20 protein-coding genes, 1 tRNA gene and 1 pseudogene are annotated in these 21,341 nt (G+C 62.9%); 5 read left to right on the plus strand and 17 right to left on the minus strand.

Annotated features, from left to right (window positions below):
• The 12 genes and pseudogenes from J6524_RS35495 to rpoZ all read right to left on the minus strand — a co-directional run.
• Positions 1 to 128: pseudogene (locus J6524_RS35495) on the minus strand (IS110 family transposase); the annotation flags it as partial.
• Between the two features lie 171 nt (positions 129 to 299).
• On the minus strand, positions 300 to 1,247 hold the full coding sequence (locus J6524_RS35500) for a cation diffusion facilitator family transporter (protein WP_225678527.1): 948 nt from the start codon (positions 1,245 to 1,247) through the stop codon (positions 300 to 302).
• Between the two features lie 164 nt (positions 1,248 to 1,411).
• Positions 1,412 to 3,667 carry a DNA topoisomerase IV subunit A gene (parC, locus tag J6524_RS35505; RefSeq protein ID WP_225678528.1) on the minus strand — a complete coding sequence of 752 codons (2,256 nt, stop codon included), beginning with the start codon at positions 3,665 to 3,667 and terminating at the stop codon, positions 1,412 to 1,414.
• 173 nt (positions 3,668 to 3,840) lie between these two features.
• Positions 3,841 to 4,593 carry a DNA repair protein RecO gene (gene recO, locus J6524_RS35510; protein WP_225678529.1) on the minus strand — a complete coding sequence of 251 codons (753 nt, stop codon included), beginning with the start codon at positions 4,591 to 4,593 and terminating at the stop codon, positions 3,841 to 3,843.
• A 120-nt stretch (positions 4,594 to 4,713) separates the two neighbouring features.
• Complete coding sequence (locus J6524_RS35515; RefSeq protein ID WP_225678569.1) at positions 4,714 to 5,094, minus strand: hypothetical protein; 381 nt, start codon at positions 5,092 to 5,094, stop codon at positions 4,714 to 4,716.
• Positions 5,095 to 5,252: 158 nt separating this feature from the next.
• Positions 5,253 to 6,182: a GTPase Era gene (gene era, locus J6524_RS35520; RefSeq protein ID WP_225678530.1), complete on the minus strand. Its 930-nt coding sequence runs from the start codon at positions 6,180 to 6,182 to the stop codon at positions 5,253 to 5,255.
• Positions 6,172 to 6,990, minus strand: coding sequence for a ribonuclease III (gene rnc, locus J6524_RS35525; protein WP_225678531.1), 819 nt, complete (start codon positions 6,988 to 6,990; stop codon positions 6,172 to 6,174). The genes era and rnc overlap by 11 nt, the downstream gene beginning before the upstream one ends.
• The gene (gene lepB, locus J6524_RS35530; protein WP_225678532.1) at positions 6,987 to 7,745 is read right to left on the minus strand and encodes a signal peptidase I; all 759 of its coding nucleotides are present in this window, start codon (positions 7,743 to 7,745) and stop codon (positions 6,987 to 6,989) included. The genes rnc and lepB overlap by 4 nt, the downstream gene beginning before the upstream one ends.
• A gap of 284 nt (positions 7,746 to 8,029) precedes the next feature.
• A complete protein-coding gene (gene acpS / locus J6524_RS35535; protein ID WP_225678533.1) occupies positions 8,030 to 8,449 on the minus strand; it encodes a holo-ACP synthase in 420 nt (139 codons plus the stop codon).
• A complete protein-coding gene (locus J6524_RS35540; RefSeq protein WP_225678534.1) occupies positions 8,446 to 9,210 on the minus strand; it encodes a pyridoxine 5'-phosphate synthase in 765 nt (254 codons plus the stop codon). The genes acpS and J6524_RS35540 overlap by 4 nt, the downstream gene beginning before the upstream one ends.
• Before the next feature lie 147 nt (positions 9,211 to 9,357).
• On the minus strand, positions 9,358 to 11,652 hold the full coding sequence (locus J6524_RS35545) for a RelA/SpoT family protein (RefSeq protein ID WP_225678535.1): 2,295 nt from the start codon (positions 11,650 to 11,652) through the stop codon (positions 9,358 to 9,360).
• Positions 11,653 to 11,934: 282 nt separating this feature from the next.
• Entirely contained in the window at positions 11,935 to 12,327 is a 393-nt protein-coding gene (gene rpoZ, locus J6524_RS35550) for a DNA-directed RNA polymerase subunit omega (RefSeq protein ID WP_225678536.1), read from the minus strand.
• A gap of 353 nt (positions 12,328 to 12,680) precedes the next feature.
• On the opposite strand from rpoZ, the gene J6524_RS35555 reads away from it, so the two are divergent.
• Positions 12,681 to 13,310 (plus strand): LabA-like NYN domain-containing protein, encoded by a 630-nt coding sequence (locus tag J6524_RS35555; protein ID WP_225678537.1) that lies wholly within the window; start codon positions 12,681 to 12,683, stop codon positions 13,308 to 13,310.
• Positions 13,311 to 13,445: 135 nt separating this feature from the next.
• The gene (locus J6524_RS35560; RefSeq protein ID WP_225678538.1) at positions 13,446 to 14,102 is read left to right on the plus strand and encodes a uracil-DNA glycosylase; all 657 of its coding nucleotides are present in this window, start codon (positions 13,446 to 13,448) and stop codon (positions 14,100 to 14,102) included.
• 207 nt (positions 14,103 to 14,309) lie between these two features.
• Here J6524_RS35560 and J6524_RS35565 read toward each other — a convergent pair whose 3' ends face one another.
• The 4 genes from J6524_RS35565 to dapA form a co-directional block, all read right to left on the minus strand.
• Positions 14,310 to 14,885 (minus strand): peroxiredoxin, encoded by a 576-nt coding sequence (locus J6524_RS35565; protein WP_225678539.1) that lies wholly within the window; start codon positions 14,883 to 14,885, stop codon positions 14,310 to 14,312.
• Positions 14,886 to 15,004: 119 nt separating this feature from the next.
• Positions 15,005 to 15,478, minus strand: a complete 474-nt coding sequence (gene smpB / locus J6524_RS35570; protein ID WP_225678540.1) for an SsrA-binding protein SmpB — start codon at positions 15,476 to 15,478, stop codon at positions 15,005 to 15,007.
• 14 nt (positions 15,479 to 15,492) lie between these two features.
• Complete coding sequence (gene mscL, locus J6524_RS35575; protein ID WP_225678541.1) at positions 15,493 to 15,906, minus strand: large conductance mechanosensitive channel protein MscL; 414 nt, start codon at positions 15,904 to 15,906, stop codon at positions 15,493 to 15,495.
• A 45-nt stretch (positions 15,907 to 15,951) separates the two neighbouring features.
• Entirely contained in the window at positions 15,952 to 16,842 is an 891-nt protein-coding gene (gene dapA / locus J6524_RS35580; protein ID WP_225678542.1) for a 4-hydroxy-tetrahydrodipicolinate synthase, read from the minus strand.
• A 293-nt stretch (positions 16,843 to 17,135) separates the two neighbouring features.
• On the opposite strand from dapA, the gene J6524_RS35585 reads away from it, so the two are divergent.
• The 3 genes from J6524_RS35585 to J6524_RS35595 all read left to right on the plus strand — a co-directional run bounded on the left by J6524_RS35585 (position 17,136) and on the right by J6524_RS35595 (position 20,508).
• Positions 17,136 to 19,364, plus strand: coding sequence for a lytic transglycosylase domain-containing protein (locus tag J6524_RS35585; RefSeq protein WP_225678543.1), 2,229 nt, complete (start codon positions 17,136 to 17,138; stop codon positions 19,362 to 19,364).
• A 648-nt stretch (positions 19,365 to 20,012) separates the two neighbouring features.
• A tRNA-Ser gene (locus tag J6524_RS35590) sits at positions 20,013 to 20,106 on the plus strand.
• A gap of 234 nt (positions 20,107 to 20,340) precedes the next feature.
• Positions 20,341 to 20,508: an SEC-C metal-binding domain-containing protein gene (locus tag J6524_RS35595; RefSeq protein ID WP_225678544.1), complete on the plus strand. Its 168-nt coding sequence runs from the start codon at positions 20,341 to 20,343 to the stop codon at positions 20,506 to 20,508.
• Positions 20,509 to 20,554: 46 nt separating this feature from the next.
• Here J6524_RS35595 and J6524_RS35600 read toward each other — a convergent pair whose 3' ends face one another.
• Positions 20,555 to 20,821, minus strand: coding sequence for a hypothetical protein (locus J6524_RS35600; protein ID WP_225678545.1), 267 nt, complete (start codon positions 20,819 to 20,821; stop codon positions 20,555 to 20,557).
• Between the last annotated feature and the right edge of the window lie 520 nt (positions 20,822 to 21,341).

Raw genomic sequence — 21,341 nt, forward strand, 5'->3', positions numbered from 1 at the left:
CGGAACCAGGCGATCAGCGCCTCCGGCTCGCTCGCCACCTTGGCCTCGCGCAAAATCTTGCCGTTGGCATCAACAACACACACGCTCGAGCATTCCAATGACACGTCGATTCCGGCATAGTGGTTCATGGTCGTCTCTCCTCGATGCTTGGAGCGAGGTCCGTCCTCGACTCCGTTTACACCATCAGTGTGAGGGACGACCGCCTCCCAAGCCAGCCGCGCGACGCGCGCTACCACATTGCGCCGTAGCTAGCGCGGCTGGCTTGGGAGGCCTCGGGGCCCGTTACCCCATCTACGGGACTACACCCGTTCCGCCGGCGCCAGCCTGCACGTCTCCCCACCCACCTCGATCTGCAGCGTGGAATGGTGGATATTGAACCGGTACGAAAGCTCCTCGCACACGCGATGCAGGAAGGCGTCGTCGGTGCCGCCGGGCCGCACCAGATGCGCGGTCAAAGCGGTCTCGTTGGTGCTCATGGCCCAGACGTGGAGGTCATGTACTTCAGAGACTCCTTCAAGCCCGGCAAGATACTCCCTCACCTCCACCAGCTCGATGCCACGCGGCACACCGTCGAGCGCGAGATTGACGCTGTCGCGTGCCAGGCCCCATCCGCTCCAGAATACCACCGCCGCAATGACAAGGCTGATCGCGGGATCAAGCCACAGCCATCCCGTCACCATGATGATGAGTGCGGCCACGACCACGCCGAGCGAGACGCCGGCATCGGCCGCCATGTGCAGATAGGCGCCGCGAATGTTGAGATCGCCATGGCGACCGCGCATGAACAACAGCGCGGTAAAACCGTTGATGGCGACGCCGAGGGCTGCGACCACCACGATAGTCCAGCCCGCAACCGGCGCGGGGCTGTAGAGCCGATTGACCGCCTCGACGACAATGCCGCCGACCGCAACCAGCAGCAGGCCTGCATTGAACAGCGCCGCCAGGATCGAGGCGCGGCGATAGCCGTAAGTATGCCGGTGGGTCGGCTGCTTCTGCGCCAGCCATGCCGCACCCCATGCCAGTAGCAGCGCGATCACGTCGGAGAGATTGTGGACGGCGTCGGAAATCAGGGCCAGTGAGTTCGCGGCGTAGCCGAAGATCAGTTCGGCAATGACGAAGCCGGTATTGAGCGAGGCGCCGATGGCGAAGGCCCAGCCGTAATTGTCCGGCGCATGGCGGTGGCCGGCATGACCATGGGAATGATCATGGCCGTGGGAGTGAGTATGATGGTGGTGATCGTGCGCCATTCCGCCTCGATGCATTTCGACGGCGATTCATATAGCGCGGGGATTTTGGAATACTATTACAGGTGATCGTAGGGTGGGTTAGCGCAGCGTAACCCACCGACAGACGTTGCCGCGTATTGAGATCTTGGTGGGTTACGCTTCGCTAACCCACCCTACATTCTTGCCTACTCCACGCCGCGCAGGAACTTGTTCGATTTCGGCAAGCCATGCGCGAGGCGGCCGGCGTCGGCGCGATTGCCGCGCCAGTCGGCCAGTTCCTTTGCACTCATGCTCTGCTCGCGGCCGGCAGAATCCTTCCAGGTCAGGCCTTCCTTGAACTCGAACACTGCGACGTCTGAGAGTTTGGCGCTGGTGTATTTCTGCAAGCGCACGCCGCGGCCGCGCGCCATTTCCGGCACCTGCTCGAGCGGGAACAGCACCATCTTGTGGTTGGTGCCGATCGCGGCCACGGTGTCGCCCTGCACCGTCGCAATCGCGCAGGCTTCCGCCGGCATGGTGACGTTAAGCACCTGCTTGCCCTTGCGCGTATTGCTGACGCAATCCTCTTCCTTGACGATAAAGCCCTGCCCTTCGCTGCTCGCGATCAGGAATTTGCGCTCGCCCTTGTTGACGAACAGCGAGACGATGGCCGCGTCCTGCTCGAGATCGATGTACATGCGGATCGGCTCGCCATGGCCGCGGCCGCCCGGCAGCTTGGCGACGTCGAGCGAGTAGAACTTGCCGTTGGTCGCGAACAGCAGCAGCTTTGACGTGGTCTCGGCAAAGAAGGCGTGGTCGAGCTTGTCGTCGGTCTTGAAGGCCAGGCCCGAGATATCTTCGACGTGGCCCTTCAGCGTACGCACCCAGCCCTTTTCGGAGATCACGACCGTCACCGGCTCGCGCTCGACAAAGGCTTCCTCGATCGCAGCAAGATCATGCTCGGGCGCGTCGGCGAATTGCGTGCGGCGTTTGCCGAGCGGCGTCTTCGGCCCGAAGATGTCGCGCACCTTGCGGACCTGCTCGCCGACCTTGGACCATTGCTCGGCTTCCGAGGCGAGCAGCGACTTGATGCCCTTCAACTCGTTGCGGAGGTTCTTGTCCTCGGTGCGGATTTCGAACTCTTCCAGCTTGCGCAAGCTACGCAGCCGCATGTTGAGGATGGCGTCAGCCTGGACTTCCGTGAGCTTGAACGCCTTGATCAGCGCCGGCTTCGGCTCGTCCTCGGTACGGATGATCTTGATCACCTTGTCGATGTTCAGATAGGCGATCAGGTAGCCGCCGAGGATTTCGAGGCGGTTCTCGATCTGGGTCTTGCGGTAGTTCGAACGCCGCACCAGCACGTCGCGCAGATGGTCGAGCCATTCGCGCAAACATTCCGCTAGCCCCACCACCTTGGGGATCTTGCCCTTCACCAGCACGTTGAGGTTAAGCGAAATCTTGCTTTCGAGCTCGGTGAGCCGGAACAAGGATTCCATCATCAGCGCCGGATCGACCGTGCGGGATTTCGGCTCGATCACGAGGCGAATGTCTTCTGCCGACTCGTCCCTGACGTCGCCGACCAGCGGCAGCTTCTTCTCGTTCAGAAGCTCGGCGATCTTTTCGACCAGCCGCGACTTCTGCACCAGCCACGGAATCTCGGTGATGACGACGACCCAGGTGCCGCGGGCGCCCTCTTCCTGGACCCACTTGGCGCGGGTGCGGAACGAGCCGCGCCCGGTGGTGTAGGCTTCCGCGATGGCTTCCTTGGAATCGACGACGATGCCGCCGGTCGGGAAATCCGGACCCTTGACCCATCTCAGAAGCGACTTGGATTTCGCCTCGGGCTTGTCGATCAGGTGCAGCGCGGCGTCGCAGAGTTCGGCGGCGTTGTGCGGCGGGATCGAGGTTGCCATGCCGACCGCAATGCCCTGTGCGCCGTTGGCGAGCAGGTTCGGGAAGCCGCCGGGCAGAACCACCGGCTCCTTGCTCTGGCCATCGTAATTGGGGCGGAACTCGACGCCGTCCTCGTCGATGCCTTCAAGCAAGAGCCGCGCGACCTCGGTCATGCGGGCTTCGGTGTAGCGGTAGGCGGCCGGGTTATCGCCGTCGATATTGCCGAAATTGCCCTGGCCGTCGACCAGCGGGTAGCGCGAGGCAAAGTCCTGGGCGAGACGCACCATCGCGTCGTAGATCGCCTGGTCGCCATGCGGATGGAACGAGCCCATCACGTCGCCGACGATCTTGGCCGACTTCTTGAACGCCGAGCCGGGGTCGAGCCGGAGCAGGCGCATGCCGTAGAGAATGCGCCGGTGCACCGGCTTCAGCCCGTCGCGGGCGTCCGGCAGAGCGCGGTGCATGATGGTCGAGAGGGCGTAGGCGAGATAGCGCTCTTCCAGCGCATCGCGCAGCATCACCTCATGGATTTCGGCCGGCTCTTCCGGCGGTAGCTGTCGTTTTCCCATGGGGAGGCGTTAAACTTTTGTGGTGAATCGGGCAAGAAGCGAATGGGGCCGGTCCGCCCCTGCGAACGCAGGGGACCATAACCACAAGCCTTTGTGGCGAAAAATGGCTGGCGCCACAGCTTTGATCGATCGACCGCAGAGTATAGGTCCCTGCGTGCGCAGGGGCGACAGGCTTAGCCAGCAGAGCTGATTCGCGCCCGCTGCCGTGTCACCGCATTGATAAACCCGCCCCGCGCGTCGGAATGGCCCTGCCCGCGCGGTTCCAGCACATGGCGGAGCAGGAAGAGGCCGGTCAGCCGGAAACCGTCCTGCAGGTCCTGGTCCGACCAGCTGTTCGCCCCGCCCTCGCCTTCGCGCAGGAATTGCGGCAGCCGCAGCAGCCGGTCGCGGTAGGGCTCGCCGGCCCGCCGCGATACCGCGCCGCCGGATTTCGGCGAGACGTAGATCAGGTCCGTGGTCTCGCCGGTGGCGGCGCAGTTTTCCAGATCGAGACCGAAGCCAAGCTCGGCGAGCATCGCGAGCTCGAACCGGATGAGATGGGCCGCCGCGCCGCCGGGATCGTCAAAGTCGTCGAGCGTCCGCTCGAGCATTTCATAGATGTCCTCGTGCGGATCGCGCTCCGGCAACAGCCGCGCCAGCGAGGCCAGATGGGTGACGCCGTAGACGGCATGGGAGGACGCGAGCAGCGTCGCCGCACGCAGCCGCGTGCCTTCGATCTGGTAGGTGCCGAGGTGCTCGTCGAGCCGCGCCCGCCATACCGCGGTGACGTTGTTGCCGGGCTGCAGCAGCGGCCGCATCCGCGACGAGGCCCCGCCGCGCACCAGTCCGAGATGACGGCCGTGCTCGCGCGTGAGCAGCTCGACGATGGCAGAGGATTCGCCATGCCGCCGCACACCCAGCACGATACCTTCGTCGGTCCATTCCATGGGCGGAGTTTACAGGAATTCCGCTATCAGCCGTAGGGCGGATTAGCGGAAGCGTAATCCGCCAGTTCACGGCTCGGTTCACGCGGCGGGTTACGCTTCGCTAACCCGCCCTACGCAATCCTATTCCTTGAACCACCCTACCGCGTCGCCGGTGAAGGAGAGGTACAGCCCGATCGCAGTCAGCGCGCAGGAAATCACCTCGATGCCGCTGTCGAATGCCAGGCCCTTCTCGCCGATGATCTGCACGAGCGAGATCACTGACAGCACCAGCAGCGCCGCCAGCACCCAGCGCGGCCAGTTCTTGCGGCCCTCGGCGGCAAGCCGAACGAGGTAGACCAGCAGCAGGATCAGTCCGGCGGCCATCAAGGTTCCGGTATTGATCATCTGCTCCGTCATCTTCGCGGTGGGCGTGCGGTCCTGAAACGCCACCGACACCGCATCCAGCGTCAATGACAGATACAGCAGGACTTCAAACCACACCACATTGCGAGGTACGTTCAACGGGCGTGCTTGTTGTTGCGTCATCATGGGTGCGTTCCACCGTCATTGCCTGCGACCGCAGAGCGTTTGCGCAAGGAAGCGAAGCGATGAAGCAAACAATGTTTCGGCGTTTACTGGTCTAGGGATTGCTTCGCTTGGCTCGCAATAACTGTCTTCAATCATTCCTTGGGAAATTCCAGCCCCATTTCCCTGTAGCGGTCGGGGTCGTCGCCCCAGTTCTCGCGCACCTTGACGAACAAAAACAGATGCACGGGCACGCCCAAAATCTCCGCGATCTCCTTGCGCGATTCCGCGCCAATCGACTTGATGGTGGCGCCGCCCTTGCCGAGCACGATCTTGCGCTGGCTTTCGCGCTCGACAAAGATCGTTTGCTCGATCCGCACCGATTTGTCCTTGCGCTCGGTCCAGGTGTCGGTCTCAACGGTCGACTGGTACGGCAGTTCCTGGTGGAGCTGGCGATAGATCTTCTCCCGGGTGATTTCCGCCGCCAGATGCCGCAGCGGCGCATCCGACATCTGGTCCTCCGGATAATGAAACGGCCCCGGCGGCACGCTCTTCGCCAACGTCTTGCGCAGGTCGTCGACGCCGTCGCCCGACAGCGCCGAGATCATGAAGGTGTGCTCGAACTTCATCCGTTCGTTGGCGGCCTGTGCCAGCGCCAACAGCTTTTCGCGCGGGACCAGGTCGATCTTGTTCAGCACCAGCATTTTCGGGTGCGTGACCGTCGCAAGCTTGGAGAGAATCGCCTCGGCTTCTTCGTCGATCCCGGCCTTGGCGTCGAGCAGCACGCAGACAAGGTCGGCGTCATGGGCGCCGCTCCAGGCGGTGGACACCATGGCGCGGTCAAGCCGCCGCTTCGGTGAGAAGATGCCGGGCGTATCAACCAGAATGATCTGGGCGTTATCCTCGATCACGATACCGCGGATCAGCGCGCGGGTCGTCTGCACCTTGCGTGAGACGATAGTGACCTTGGAGCCGACCAGCGCGTTGACGAGCGTGGATTTGCCGACATTGGGCGCGCCGATCAGCGCGACGAAGCCGCAGCGGGTTTCGGCCGGCGCGGCAGCGGGTGAACCTTCAACTATCATTGCTGCCGCCGGCGACGCCTTCACGCTCGATCATCACGGAGGCGGCGACCTTCTCGGCGGCGCGCTTGGAGCCGCCGACGCCTTCGGCGGGCGCCAGCCCCGGCAACTCGACGGCAACGCGGAACTGCGGGTCGTGATGCGGCCCGGTGCGCTCGATCTCGCGATAGACCGGCGTCGGCAAGCCCTTGCTCTGGGCCCATTCCTGCAACACCGTCTTGGGATCGCGCAGTGGCCGGCGCGGCTTGCGCATCCGCTCCAGCCAGTTGCGCTCGACGAACTGGGAGGCCGCCGCGTAGCCGCCGTCGAGATAGATCGCCCCGATCACCGCCTCGCAGATATCGCCGAGCACGGATTTGCGCAGGCGCGCGCTCGCCCCTGCGCCGACCGCGCCGAGCTTGATGTCATCGAGCAGCCCGAGCGACTTGGCGACATCGGCGCAGCTTTCCTTGCGTACGAGATCGGCCAGCCGTTTCGACAACTCGCCCTCGTCGGCCCGCGGATAGGCGCGGTACAGCATGTCGGAGATGATCAGCCCGAGCACGTGGTCGCCGAGAAACTCGAGGCGCTGATAGCTGTCGGCGCGATGGCGGGTCGCGGGCTTCAATGCCGAGACGTGGGTAAAGGCGGTCGTCAGCAACGCGGGATCGGAAAAGGTGTAGCCGATGCGCCCCTCGATCGCAGCCGTGGCCGCCTTGGCTGCCGCCTTGCCGCGCTTCTTCTTTTTCGGGGCAGCCGCGGCCGCATCAGTCTGCTGGCCCGCCTCGTTTGGGGTCGCCGTATCAGGAATGATCGCGGTCTCGTCGGTCATCGCACGATAGAGAATAGGCGATTCCAGCGCACCGCCGTCGGCCAGCGCCAGAACATCCAGGCATGTTCGCCCTCGGCAATCGAGAAGAAGATCATCTGCGCCCGACCGACGATATTCTCGAACGGCACGTAGCCCACCGCCGACAGTACGCGGCTGTCCGTCGAATTGTCGCGGTTGTCGCCCATCATGAAAAAGTGGCCGGGGGGCACGGTATAGACGTTGGTGTTGTCGTAGAAACCGTTGTCGACGCAATCGAGCGTTTCATAGCTGACGCCGTTCGGCAGCGTCTCCTTCCAGCGCTTGACGCGCGCGGTGGCGTCCGAGCCGCAGGGGTCCTCGCCGATGAAGTCGGAAAGCCGCTCGCGCTTGACCGGCTTGTCGTTGATGTAGAGCAGGCCTTCCCGCATCTGGATGCGGTCGCCCGGCAAGCCGATCACGCGCTTGATGTAATCGGTGGAGTCGTCCTTCGGCAGGCGGAACACCACGATGTCGCCCCGGTTCGGCTCCGAGCCGAAGATACGGCCCGAGAACAAGGGCGGCGACAGCGGAATCGAATAGTGGCTGTAGCCGTAGGAATATTTCGAGACGAACAGGTAATCGCCGACCAGCAGCGTCGCCTTCATCGATCCCGAGGGGATGTTGAACGGCTGGAACAGGAAAGTGCGGATCACAAGCGCGATCAGGAGAGCGTGGATGACGACGCGGATGGTTTCACCCAATCCGCTTTCAGATTTTGTGCCGGATGTCACGCTCATCGCTTTCCCAATTCCCGCAAGCCCCGCCCGCACGGTGGCAGTACGCTTTCCACACGCGAATCGCCTTAAACGTTCGCGTTAGGAAAACGGTCTCGATACCTGATGTTGAGGGCCAATTCCGGCGCAAACCAGAATCGGCCCTGGCTCGAACATATCGCTCGCGGGCGTTTTAGACGGTTGTTCGTGGGCGCGCAATCAAGCGCCTTGTCAAAACTTCATAATCCATTGAAAAATCAATGATTTTTAGTTTTGCCCGCGTTTCCCGGCGCAAACGCCTGCGCAGCTCACGGTTTGCCGGGAGCGACCGCCGAAATTATGACGAAGGCCTGCGCCAGCGGCCAGTCGTCGGTGATCGACAGATCGATCCGCGCCTCGAACCCCTCCGGCGTCATCGCTTCCAGCCGGGCCAGCGCCCCGCCGGTGAGTTTCATGGTCGGACGGCCCCCCGGCAGGTTCACCACCCCCATGTCCCGCCACCACACCCCTCGCCGGATCCCGGTGCCGAGCGCCTTGGAACAGGCCTCCTTGGCGGCGAATCGCTTGGCATAGGTGGCCACCACCATCTTTTCGCTGTTGGCGCGGCGCGCGGCCTTGGCGCGCTCGGCGTCGGTGAAGATGCGGTCGAGAAAGCGGTCGCCGTGCCGTTCGATCACCTTGGCGACCCGGGTGATGTCGACCAGGTCGGAGCCGATGCCGATGATCATGGCTGGCTCGCGATTTTTTGGCGGCCGCGGTCCATCGCGGCGCGCATCTGCCGCACGGTCTCGGGCAGGCCGACGAACAGCGCCTCTCCCATCATGAAGTAGCCGATGTTGAGTTCGGCGATTTCCGGCAGCGCGGAAATCGTCTCGGCCGTCTGATAGTCGAGCCCGTGGCCGGCATGGACCTCCAGCCCGGCGGCGCGCCCCAAGGCGGCGCCCTTCACGATCCGCTGCCATTCCGCCTCGGCCTTCGCGGCATGTCCGTCGACCACGGCGTCGCACCAGCTTCCAGTGTGGATCTCGATGACGGGGGCGCGCAGCTTCGCCGCCATCTCGATCTGGCGGGGGTCGGCCGCGATGAACAGTGACACCCTGATGCCGGCATCGTTGAGCCGCGCGATGAACGGCGCCAGCGCGTTGTGCTGGCCGACGACGTCGAGCCCGCCTTCGGTAGTGAGTTCTTCGCGGCGCTCCGGCACGAGGCACACCGCATGGGGCTTGGTCGCCAGCGAGATCCGCAGCATGTCATCGGTTGCGGCCATCTCGAAATTCAGCGGCTTAGATATCTCGGCCTTCAGGCGGGCCATGTCGCTGTCGCGGATGTGGCGGCGGTCCTCACGCAGATGCGCAGTGATGCCGTCGGCGCCCGCCTCGATCGCGGCGAGCGCGGCGCGCACCGGATCCGGCCGCTCGCCGCCCCGCGCATTGCGCAAGGTGGCGACGTGGTCGACATTGACGCCGAGACGCAGCGGGGGAACGGGCATAATGGTCTCACAAACTGGCTTGCGGGCCGAGAATAGCACAGATGTCATGCGCGGGCGTGACCTGCGCATCCATGAGAAGGATGGATTGCCGGGTCGTTTGGTGCAAGGGACGCGCTTCGCGCTTTTGCCCGGCAATGACGATACCGGTTATCCATTGACGCGCTCGACCTTGGCGACGACGGCCTTGGCGCGCAACTGGGCGATAATTGCACTGAGATGCTTGAGGTCGTAGACCTCGAGGTCGATGGTCAGCTCGGTGAAATCGGGCGAGCGGCGCGACATACTGATATTGTCGATATTGCCGTCGTGCTCGGCGATCACGGTCGCGACCTGGGCAAGGCTGCCGGGCTCGTTGACGTTGTGGACGAGGATGCGCGCCGGGAAACGCTGCGGCATGGATTCGTCGATATCCCAGCGCACGTCGAGCCAGCGCTCCGGCTCCTCCTCGAAATCCTTCAAGGCCGGAGACTGGATCGGATAGATCGTGATCCCCTCGCCCGGCGTGACGATACCGACGATGCGGTCGCCCGGCACGGCGCCGCCGTTCGGCGCGAACTTCACCGGCAGATCGGAATTGATGCCGCGCACCGGAATGACGGAGGTAGAGCGCGCCGGATGCGGCTCCGACTTCAGCTTCAATTTCACCGCGAGGCTCTTCTTGGCAGCCCCATACTTCACGAGTCGCTCTTCCTTGTAGTCCGGATACATGGCGCGGGCGACGTCGGAGGCCTTCAGCTCACCACGCCCGACGGAAGCCATCACATCCTCGATCGAGGCGCGCGCCAGCCGCGGCAGCGCGCCCTTCAGCTTGTCGTCGGCATATTCGATCTTGGCGCGGGCAAACAGGCGGTCGACGATGCGGCGGCCGAGGCCCGCATATTGATCGCGCACCGCAGCGCGGGTCGCGCGCCGGATCGCCGCGCGAGCCTTGCCGGTGACCGCGAGCGATTCCCAGGCAGACGGCGGCGCAGATTGCGCCTTCGAGGTCAGGACCTCGACCTCGTCGCCATTCTGCAGCTCGGACGACAACGGCGCGAACTTGCCGTTGATCTTGCAGCCGACCGCCGAATTGCCGACGTCGGTATGCACGGCATAGGCGAAGTCGATCACATTGGCCTGGCGCGGCAGCGCAATCAGCTTGCCCTTCGGCGTGAAGCAGAACACCTGGTCGTGGAACAGTTCCAGCTTGGTGTGTTCCAGAAACTCCTCCGGATTGGCGCTCTCGGAGAGAATGTTGATGGTATGACGCAGCCAGGCAAAGGCGTTGGATTCGTGCTTGAGCCGCTCGGTCGGCGAACCCATGCCGTCCTTGTAGAAGGCGTGCGCGGCGATGCCGAACTCGGCGATCTGGTTCATCTCCTCGGTGCGGATCTGCAGCTCGACGCGCTGGTTGCCGGGGCCGATCACGGTGGTGTGCAGCGAGCGGTAGTCATTCTGCTTCGGCGTCGAGATGTAATCCTTGAAGCGTCCGGGCACCACCGGCCAAGTGGTGTGCACGACGCCGAGCGCGCGGTAACAGGCCTCGACATCGGTCAGGATGATGCGAAAGCCGTAGATGTCGGACAATTGCTCGAAGCCGACCGACTTCCGCTCCATCTTGGTCCAGATCGAGAACGGCTGCTTGCGGCGGCCATAGACGCGCGCGGTGATGCCGTTCTTCTGCAGGTTCTTGGAAAGCTGGCTTTCAATCTCGCCAATCAGGTTGCGGTTGCGGTCGGCAAGCGCGTCGAGCCGCTGCTTCACCACCGCGTAGGCTTCGGGATCGAGCACGCGGAAGGACAGATCGTCCAGTTCCTCGCGCATCTCGTGCATACCCATGCGACCGGCGAGCGGCGCATAGATGTCCAGGGTCTCCTCGGCGATGCGGCGGCGCGAGGCGTGCGGCACGAATTCCAGCGTGCGCATGTTGTGCAGACGGTCGGCGAGCTTGATCAGGAGCACCCTGACGTCATCGGCGATCGCCAGCAAGAGCTTGCGCAGGTTCTCGGCCTGCTTGGCCTCGCGCGAGACCAACTCGAGGCGCTTCAGCTTGGTGAGGCCCTCCACCAGCGCGCCGATCTCGTGGCCGAAAATGTTGTCGATCTCGGCCCGCGTCGCCTCGGTATCCTCGATCGTGTCGTGCAGCAGCGCGGCGACAATGGTGGCGTCGTCCAGCTTGAGGTTGGTCAGGATCGCCGCAACCTCGAGCGGGTGCGAGAAATAGGGATCACCGGAGGCGCGCGTCTGCGTTCCGTGCGCCTTCATGGCGTAGACATAGGCCCGGTTGAGCAGGTCTTCGTTGGTATCAGGGTTATACGAGCGGACGCGTTCGACCAGGTCGTATTGCCGCATCATGCGCGAGCGCGGCGATTTCGGCCTCTCGGCCACGGGCGAGGCCGGCGCGACCGCGACCCCGCCGGTTGCGGCCTGCATCTGCCGGGAGCTGCGGCGCCAGTACGCCATCACTTCACTGCCTTCTTCCACCAGACCCGGAGCCGGGTCCCGCCATCTACGTATCTAATGCGTTTTCGAACGGCGATGCACGCCGCCCGGGCCGCAAACGGTTCAATTTCGCTTGGGCCGGCGGCCGTCCAGCGTCCAATCGGCCCTGCGTGTCAGCCGATGTCGACCGCGCCGCACAAGGACGCATTGTAACCACCAAAATGTCAACAAAAGCAAAGGCCCGGACGGATGTCCGGGCCTCTGGCAAATCGGGAGTTTTGGGAAGTTCCGGAACGTTCCGGACTATTCGTCCTCTTCGGGCTGCTCTTCCGGCGGCGCCAGGCCTTCCAGGCCCTTGAGGAGCTCTTCCTCGGTCATGCGCTCGACCGCCACCTCGGTGTCGTCGGCATCGACGCTGGCGCCGGCCGAGCCGATCAGCGGCACGGTATCGGGCTCTGGCTCGTCGACCTCGACGAATTTCTGCAGGGAATGCACCAGCTCCTCGCGGAGGTCTTCCGGGGAAATCGTGGACTCGGCGATCTCCCGCAGCGAAACGACTGGATTCTTGTCGTTGTCGCGATCAACCGTGAGTTGTGACCCGGACGAGATCATGCGGGCGCGATGCGCCGCCAGCAGCACCAGGTCGAATCGGTTGTCGACCTTATCAATGCAATCTTCCACGGTGACGCGCGCCATAGACTGTCGCTCCGTTAATGGGGCCAAATATGTCTGATATGGGCGCTAGTTATAGCCCCGATGGGGGTTTCGCAAGCCCAAACTTGTGATTTGCGTTCCCAAGGGGCTCTGATACGCCAGTTCCGGGGGCCACGCGGGCCGGAGCGTCCAGACGCGGCAAGGTTGCTGTACAGGACAAGCAAATCTCTTCATTGCACTGTCAAAAGTATAGGTTTTTCGCCCTCGCCTCACCATAATTGCAGTGGTGACTGTCGTGGGGCACGATTCACCGAACTTTAGGCAACCGAACTGGAAAGTGCGCGCGGCGTTAGCCGCTGCGCTAGAAAAGCTAACCACAACGTGAGAACCGATTGATGTCACCAGCTTCCAACAAGATTGCGCTATTCATTGATGGCGCCAACCTATACGCAACGGCCAAGACGCTCGGCTTCGACATCGATTACAAGCGCCTTCTCAAGGAATTTCAGAGCCGAGGGACGCTGTTGCGTGCGTTCTACTACACGGCGATCATTGAGGATCAGGAATACTCGTCGATCCGCCCGCTGATCGACTGGCTCGACTACAACGGCTACACCGTCGTCACCAAGGCAACCAAGGAGTTCATCGACGCTTCCGGCCGCCGCAAGGTGAAGGGCAACATGGACATCGAACTCGCCGTCGATGCCATGGAACTCGCCGAGCATATCGACCAGATGGTGCTGTTCTCGGGCGACGGCGACTTCCGCTCGCTGGTTGAAGCAGTGCAACGCCGAGGCGTTCGCGTTACGGTCGTTTCGACCATTTCGAGTCAACCGCCGATGATCGCCGACGAGCTGCGCCGCCAGGCCGATGTCTTTACCGATCTCGTCGAACTGCAGTCAAAATTGGGCCGCGATCCCTCCGAGCGCCCGGCCCCGCGCGAGCCGCGCCATCATTCTCCGCAATTCCTGCAGCGCGCTACCACGGTGGCGCCGCGCGGCGGGGACGACGAATTCGACGATTGAGAATGGGCCAGTACGCTGCTAGAGCCTCGGTTCTGAAACCAGAACCGGGGCTTTTTGTTTTGGCGCGCATTGTTGACGAGGCCGGCATTTGCACCCGATCCGCGCCAGGCTGTCTTCCGGAAGTGTTTTCGACACATGACTAGCCTGCCCGCCCTCACTTCTGCCGAACCCGACCGCAACTGTCCGCTCTGCCCGAGGCTCGCCGAATTTCGCGCCGAGGCGCGCGCGAAGGAGCCTACTTGGCACAACTCGCCCGTTGCTTCATTTGGCGAAGCGACCGCGCAACTCTTGATCGTCGGCCTGGCGCCGGGCCTGCAGGGCGCCAACCGGACCGGACGCCCGTTCACCGGCGACTATGCCGGCGATCTCCTGTACGCGACCTTGCTCGAATATGGTTTCGCGAAGGGCGTCTATCAGGCGCGGCCGGATGATGGACTGAAACTCATCGATTGCCGGATCAGCAATGCGGTGCGCTGCGTGCCGCCGCAGAACAAGCCGCTACCCGCCGAGATCAGCACTTGCCGGCAATTCCTGGCGACGACAATTGCGACCATGCCAAAACTGCGCGCGATCGTGCTGCTCGGCCGGATCGCGCATGACTCGACCCTGAAGGCGCTCGGCCTCCGCGGTGCCACCGCCCCCTTTGCGCACGGGGCCGTGCACAAGACGGGCAAAATCAAGCTCTACGACAGCTACCACTGCTCGCGCTACAACACGAACACCGGCGTGCTAACGCCAAAGATGTTTCGTGATGTGTTTGCGGCCGTGCGCAAGGATCTGGATTCGTTGTAGCCCTAAACCCTCATGGTGAGGAGGCGCACAGCGCCGTCTCGAACCATGAGGCCCCGCAGGTGCCATTCATCCTTCGAGACGCCGCTGCGCGGCTCCTCAGGATGAGGTCTCTGAAAGGAGCTGTAGGGTGGGGCAAAGCGCCAGCGTGCCCACCATCAGAATCGCCGCAAACAACCGGTGGGCACGCTGCGCTTTGCCCACTTACACTTAAGCGCGATTCTCTCGCAGCCACGCCAGCACATCTGCGGCATTACGGTCGGGCGGGAATACTGGATAGAACACGTGGCGGATGCGGCCGTCATCGATGATCAGCGCCAGCCGCTTGATCAGCGTAAGCCCGGCGACTTCCATGGTCGGCAAATTCAGCGCGCGGGTCAGCTTGAGCTTCTCGTCTGACAGCACCGGGAACGGCAAATGCAACCGTGAGGCCATCTCGGTCTGATAGGCATTATCCTGCGTCGATAAGCCAAACACCTGCTTCGCGCCGGCGGCTTTCAGATCGGCAAAGAGATCGCGGAACGAGCAAGTTTGCGGCGTGCAGCCGCGTGCGCCGGGAATCATATCCCAATCGTCGACCAGGCTGATCTTGCCGGGCTCTCCCGTGCGCGGATAGGCGAAGACCACGGTACGGCCGGGAAGCTCTGATAGAGTCACCGAAGTATCGTCGGTGGCAAGCAGCGTGACCGGCGGGATCGCCATGCCGACCAGATGCACCGCTCCGCCATCGTCCGCCGGCGCGGGGATCTTGCTCCAGTCGACTTCGAGCAGATTTTTTTGGTTCATCTTCTGCCTCGTCAAACCCCGGTGCCGTAGGATGGGTGGAGCGAAGCGATACCCATCAGCAAGGCAACCACAAATTCCGCTTCGATGGGTTTCGCTGCGCGCGACCCATCCTACGATTTCTATCCTCTCGCCCGCATCAGGCGGCCTTTTTCGCGGCTCCAGTCGCGTTTCTTGGCGCTCTCGCGCTTGTCGTGCAGCTTCTTGCCCTTGGCGATCGCCAGCAAGAGCTTGGCGCGGCCGCGCTCGTTGAAATAGAGCTTTAGCGGGATCAACGTCATGCCTTCGCGATCGACGGCGCCCATCAGCCTGTTGATCTGCTTGCGGTGCAAGAGCAGCTTCCGCGGTCGCTTCGGCTCGTGGTTGAAGCGGTTGGCCTGGAGATATTCCGGAATATTGGCGTTGATCAGCCAGATCTCGCCGTTCTTGGAATCCGCGTAGGATTCCGCAATGTTGGTCTTGCCGTTGCGGATCGACTTCACTTCGGTGCCGGTCAGCGCAATGCCGGCCTCGATGGTGTCGTCGATCGCGTAATTGAACCGGGCCTTGCGGTTTTCGGCGACGACCTTGATGGGGCACTCGTTCTTGTCCGCCACGTTAGTTCTTCTTACTAGCTCTTCTTCAGGAGATCGCGGATCTCGGTCAGCAGTTCTTCCTGCTTGGTCAATTTCGGCGTCGCTGGCGCGGCCTCTTCCTTGCGCTTCAACTGGTTCATGATCCGGATCACGATGAACAACACAAAGGCGATGATGACAAAATTCAGCGTCAGCGTGAGAAAGCTGCCCCAAGCCAGTACCGCGCCTTGCTTCTTGGCGTCCGCTAAATTGTTGGCCGTCACCGCCTTGGACAGCGGTGTAAAGTAGTTGGAGAAATCCAGACCGCCAGTGATCGCGCCAATGATCGGCATGATCACGTCGCCGACCAGCGAATTCACGATGGCGCCGAAGGCCGCGCCGATGATGACGCCGACCGCGAGATCGACGACATTGCCCTTCATTGCGAATTCGCGGAATTCCTTCAGCATGTTGGCCTCTCCTCTTCGTTCTCCAGGCGAAGTGAGGTGCCGCCTTTAGTTGATCAGGCCGGCATGCACCATGGCGCTGCGCACCGCAGCCCGCGTCGGCTCGGACACCGGTACCATCGGCAGCCGTAGCTTCTCATCGATCTTGCCAAGCAGCGAGAGCGCATATTTCACCGGCGACGGACTGGTTTCCATGAACAAGTTCATATGGAGCGGCATCAGCTTGTCATGCACCTTCAAAGCGGTGGCGACATCGCCCTTCTGCCAGGCAGCGTGAAACTCCGAGCACAGCCTTGGCGCGACGTTTGATGTGACCGAGATACAGCCATGGCCGCCGTGGGCCATGTAGCCGATGACGGTGGCGTCCTCGCCGGAGAGCTGGTTGAACTCCTCGCCCATCGCCGCGCGCTGCTGTGAGACACGTACCATGCTGGCGGTGGCGTCCTTGACGCCGGCGATGTTCTTCAACTCCCACAGCCGCTTCATGGTATCGACGGACATGTCGATCACCGAGCGCGGCGGAATATTATAGATGATGATCGGGATGTTGATGGCGTCGTTGATCGCCTTGAAGTGCTGATACATGCCCTCTTGGGTGGGCTTGTTGTAATAGGGCGTGACCACCAGCACGGCGTCGGCGCCCGCCTTCTCGGCGTGTTGCGACAACTCGATCGCTTCCTTGGTGGAGTTCGAGCCTGCACCGGCGATCACGGGCACGCGGCCCTTGGCCTCCTCGATGCACCATTCGACCACGCGCTTGTGCTCGTCATGGCTCAAGGTCGGACTTTCGCCGGTAGTACCGACCGGCACCAGGCCATGGGTGCCTTCGGCGATCTGCCAGTTCACCAAGGCACGGAAAGCGCCCTCGTCGAGCGAGCCGTTTTTGAATGGCGTGACCAAAGCGGTGAACGATCCCCGGAACTTTGTCTTGGCTGCCATGGACTTCCTCCAAACGCTTAAGAAACGGCACGACCGAAACTGGATTTCAATTCATATAGGGTCTGATGAGCGGGCGAAAGGGCTGTACCGTATGGTGCTAGCGCTTTGTTTCGACGTGCTTTCTTGGCGTGGGCCGAGGGTCTGCCTTGCTCGCAGTGTCGATAGCCGCGATTTTGCCGCGGTGATGGCGCAAACAGGGTCGCCCACGACGTTCTTAGCACTTTGTCCACATATTCCGAGAAATAGATCAAAGCCCCCCGCGATTGAATGATTCGCCGCCGCAGAGGAAAGCCGTGACCCCTCCCGCCCGCGCCGCCGCATTGCGATCGACTGCACTGGCCACGAGCTTCGCGCTGGCGCTCGGACTGGCCGCATTCCCCTTGGAAGCTTGGGGCAAGACAAAAGTTCCGCTGCCGAAGCCTCGGCCGATCGCCCGCAACGTTATCCCGAAGTCCCCGGCACAAACTGCCGCGCCGGCTGCCCCTGCTTCGACGGCCGCCGTTCCCACACCGACGGCAGCACCGGCGCCGCCGGTGCTCGCGCCCGCCACACGCCAGCATGCCGCGCTGCCGCCGCCGCGCAAGCAAGTGGCGCCGGCTGCTGTGGCCGCGACGACTTCGACATCGCAGGCCGACAAGGACGCGCTGGAAAACGTCATTGAGCTCGTGCGCAAGCAGAAGGCTGGCGATGCAACGCAGGTGCAAGCATCGATCTCGGATCCGGTTGCCCGCAAGCTCGCGGAATGGCTGATCCTGCGCAGTGACAACAACAACGCCTCCGTTGAGCGTTACCGCGCGTTCATTTCAGGTAATCCGAGCTGGCCGTCACAGATTTTCATGCGTCGACGCATCGAGGCGGCCCTGTGGGACGACCGCCGCGACGACGCAACCGTGTGGTCGTGGTTCGAAAATCAATCCCCCATCTCGGCCAAGGGTAAGTTCGCGCTGGCCAAGGCGATGCTTGCGCGCGGCGATCGCGCCAATGCCGAGCGATTGGTCCGTGAGGCCTGGCGTCACGACGGCATGTCGGAAGATACCGAGAGCGCGGCGCTCGACATGTTCGGCGCGCTGCTGACGGCAGGCGACCATAAGGCGCGGATGGAATCGCTGCTTTACAGCACTGAGCAAGAAGCCGGCGGCATGCGCGCTGCGAAGCGGCTGGGCTCAGGCCATGTGGCGCTCGCCAAAGCGCGGATCGCGGCCAACAAGAAGGCCTCAAACCTCAGATCCCTGCTTGAGGCGGTGCCACACGAATTGCACGGCGAAACCGGCTATCTCTTCGCAAGGATTCAGCTGCTTCGCCGCGAAGAGAAGTTCAACGAGGCCGCACAGCTCATGCTGAGCGCGCCGAAAGATCCGAATCGCCTGCACAATCTCAACGAATGGTGGATCGAGCGGCGGCTCCTGGCGCGCAAGATGATTGATGTCGGCGAGTATCGCAACGCCTACCTCATCGCGCGGGATGCGGCGCTGCCGACGCGCGACATCTACAAGACCGAACAGGAATTTACCGCAGGCTGGATTGCGCTGCGCTTCCTGAAGGATCCGGCCCTCGCCGCCCAGCACTTCGCCCGCATCGGCGTCGGCAGCGCAAACCCGACCGCACTGGCACGCGCCGGCTATTGGCAAGGCCGCGCGGCGGAAGCTGCGGGCCGCGCGCAGGAAGCCCGTGCGGCTTACGGCCGGGCAGCCGAGCAATCGACCAGTTACTACGGCCAGCTCGCGCGCGCCAAGCTCGGCCTGCCGCAGCTCGAACTGAACGGCGTGCCGCGGGGCCGCGGAGCCGAACGGCTGGAGATCGTCCGCGCCGTGCAGTTGCTCTATGAGCTCGATGAGCGCGAGCTCGCGATCCCGATTTTCGCCGACATGGGCGAGAACGGCGATCCCGATGCGGTGGCCGGCCTCGGTGAACTCACGGCACGCTACAACGATGCCCGCGGGATGCTGTTGCTCGGCAAGGCTGCGCTCAACCGCGGCCTGCCGTTCGAGCACTACGCCTATCCCGTCATCGGCATTCCGTCGTTCAAGCAGCTCGGCCCTGAGGTCGAGCGGAGCGTTATCTATTCGATTGCGCGGCAGGAAAGCGCCTTCAATCCGGCCGTGGTCTCGCCGGCCCAGGCCTATGGGCTGATGCAGGTGACGCCGGAGGCCGGGCGCTACGTCTGCAAGCGCGCGGGCGTCAGCTTCGACCTTCAGCGGATGAAGACCGACTCCGTCTACAATGCCATGCTTGGCGCGGCCGAGCTCGGCGGGCTGCTCGAGGACTACCGCGGCTCCTACATCCTGACCTTCGCCGGCTACAATGCAGGCCGCGGCAGCGTGAAGAAGTGGATCGAGCGTTACGGCGATCCGCGCGATCCCAAGGTCGACGCTGTCGATTGGGTCGAACTCATCCCGTTCTCCGAAACGCGCAACTACGTGCAGCGGATCATGGAGAACATGCAGGTCTATCGCGCGCGATTCGGCGGCGGCACGAAGCTCCAGATCGAAGCCGACCTGCATCGTGGCTCGAGCATCGAATAGCGGCAGTACGGATCTACATAGCGCTGCCGCCGCGTCGCGGCCGGGCGACGCCACACCTCAACGGTTCCGCCGGCCCACCTCGGGATGCCCCTCGTCGCCTGATCACAATTATCGGGACTTATGCACAAGCAACAAAGCAACCGCTTCGAGGGCGTTAATTCACCCGGTTCCAAACGGTGTTGTACAAATAATCCGCGCTTGCGATCGGAACATTTTGCAAATCATTGTTTCTATTGATGATTTCTGACCACGCCATCACGCACACATTATAGAGACACTCGACGCAGCATAGAGACACTATAGAGACACTCGACGCAGCATAGAGACACTCGACGCAGCTAATCGGGCGTCGCGGACGGCCGGGAACGCAAGACGGAGGCAATTCGGAACAATTATTAAGGCTGAAGCGGGCGCCTCACCGCCCCGCCGAGGCCCAACAGGGACCAAACCGGCATTCCAGCCGGTCGGTGCCGACCACATGAGATCTCGGTACCACAAAAAGCCCGGAAGAAGCGCCCAAAAACGCGCGCCGCGGGACGCGGGCCGCGTAGGAAATATGCGCGAAACGGCAGCGCCCTCAAATGGCCTCGGCGTAATCTGAATCTGCCGCTTGCGGCTGGCCCTCGCGTCAGGCATATCCGCGCTTACGGAGCTGTGGCCGAGTGGCTGAAGGCGGCGGTTTGCTAAACCGTTATAGGCTTGTAAAGGCCTATCGAGGGTTCGAATCCCTCCGGCTCCGCCATCCCACATTACCCAGCCCCCAAAGACACCCAGCCCCAACACACCCAGCCCGAGACATCGGCAGCTCCCCGACGTCGACGATCTCGTCGGGGCTACCGTCATTGAAAGCCTGGCCGATATTGTCACTGGCGTGTTCGATGACGATGTCGACGCCCTATTCGATCGCCCTGCTGGGCCTGCGCGAGCTGCTGCCGCTTGTCGACAAGACAACCTCGGTTACGTCGAGGATGTACTCGTGCCGCTGGCTTGGACGCGCGGCGCCGAAGACGTCTTCGACGAGGACGGCGAGGAAGCCCCTTGGATCGATTTCATCCCGAAAGAGCCTGTCAGGCATCCCTGGCGCCGCGTCGGACGTAACGATCCGTGTCCCTGCGGGAGCGGTAAGAAGGCCAAGAATTGCTGACTTGCCAACGGAGAGCCGCCGGCCTGACGCCGGCTGCTTTCGGCCTTTAATGCGCGGTCATCCACGCACGCGCCTCGCGCTGGGCGGTGGCGATTTCGGCCTCCGACATCATCGCGGCGACCTCGCGGCGCATGGCGATCGCATCGGTGCGCCCCTTCAGCGCGGCGAGATTGAACCATTTGTGGGCCGCGACCAGGTTCACCACGCCGGAACGGCCGCTCGCCCAGTAAAGGCCGCGCTCGAACAGCACGTCCGGGATCGCCGTCGCCTCCACCGGAATGGCCGTGTCGAGATCAATCTGCCCCTGAAACATCTTAGCTCCCCTTATTCTTGCCGCCCTCCCCCGAGCGCGGCCCCTGTCCACTGTTGAAACGCTGTCTTCCCCAACGCCGTCTTTCGGTCTGTTGTTGAGGCGATCATGGCCGATCAAATTTGAAGGGCAGTTTAAGGTTCGCGATGAACGGGGTGTAAACGCGCGCGTCGCGCAGCTTTCGGCTAAATCGCAGAAGTGCCTGCGGCGCAGGCAGAAGTCGCGATCGTGAAGTTTGGTTTACCCTGCGATTTCGCGGTTCGATAACCATTGCGGCAATGTCGGCATCATCATCGTTCCTCTCCGCAGCGGCACGATGCGGGGCGCGATGACAGGTTCTGGCGGATGACCCGATGGCGGGCAGCCTCCCGCGAGTTCATGGCGTCCCGCATCCGACCGACAGGCGATGACAGGCGTGGCGTAGAGGCGGAACCGAAGCAATCGGAGCCTGCGAACAATCGGTCAGAATGTGTGTGGGAGAGATTTAGCGCCGGACGCCGGGTGCGTGGGCTATCGGAGCGCT

The sequence above is a fragment of the Bradyrhizobium hereditatis genome, from assembly GCF_020329435.1.
Classification (GTDB): Bacteria; Pseudomonadota; Alphaproteobacteria; order Rhizobiales; family Xanthobacteraceae; genus Bradyrhizobium; species Bradyrhizobium hereditatis.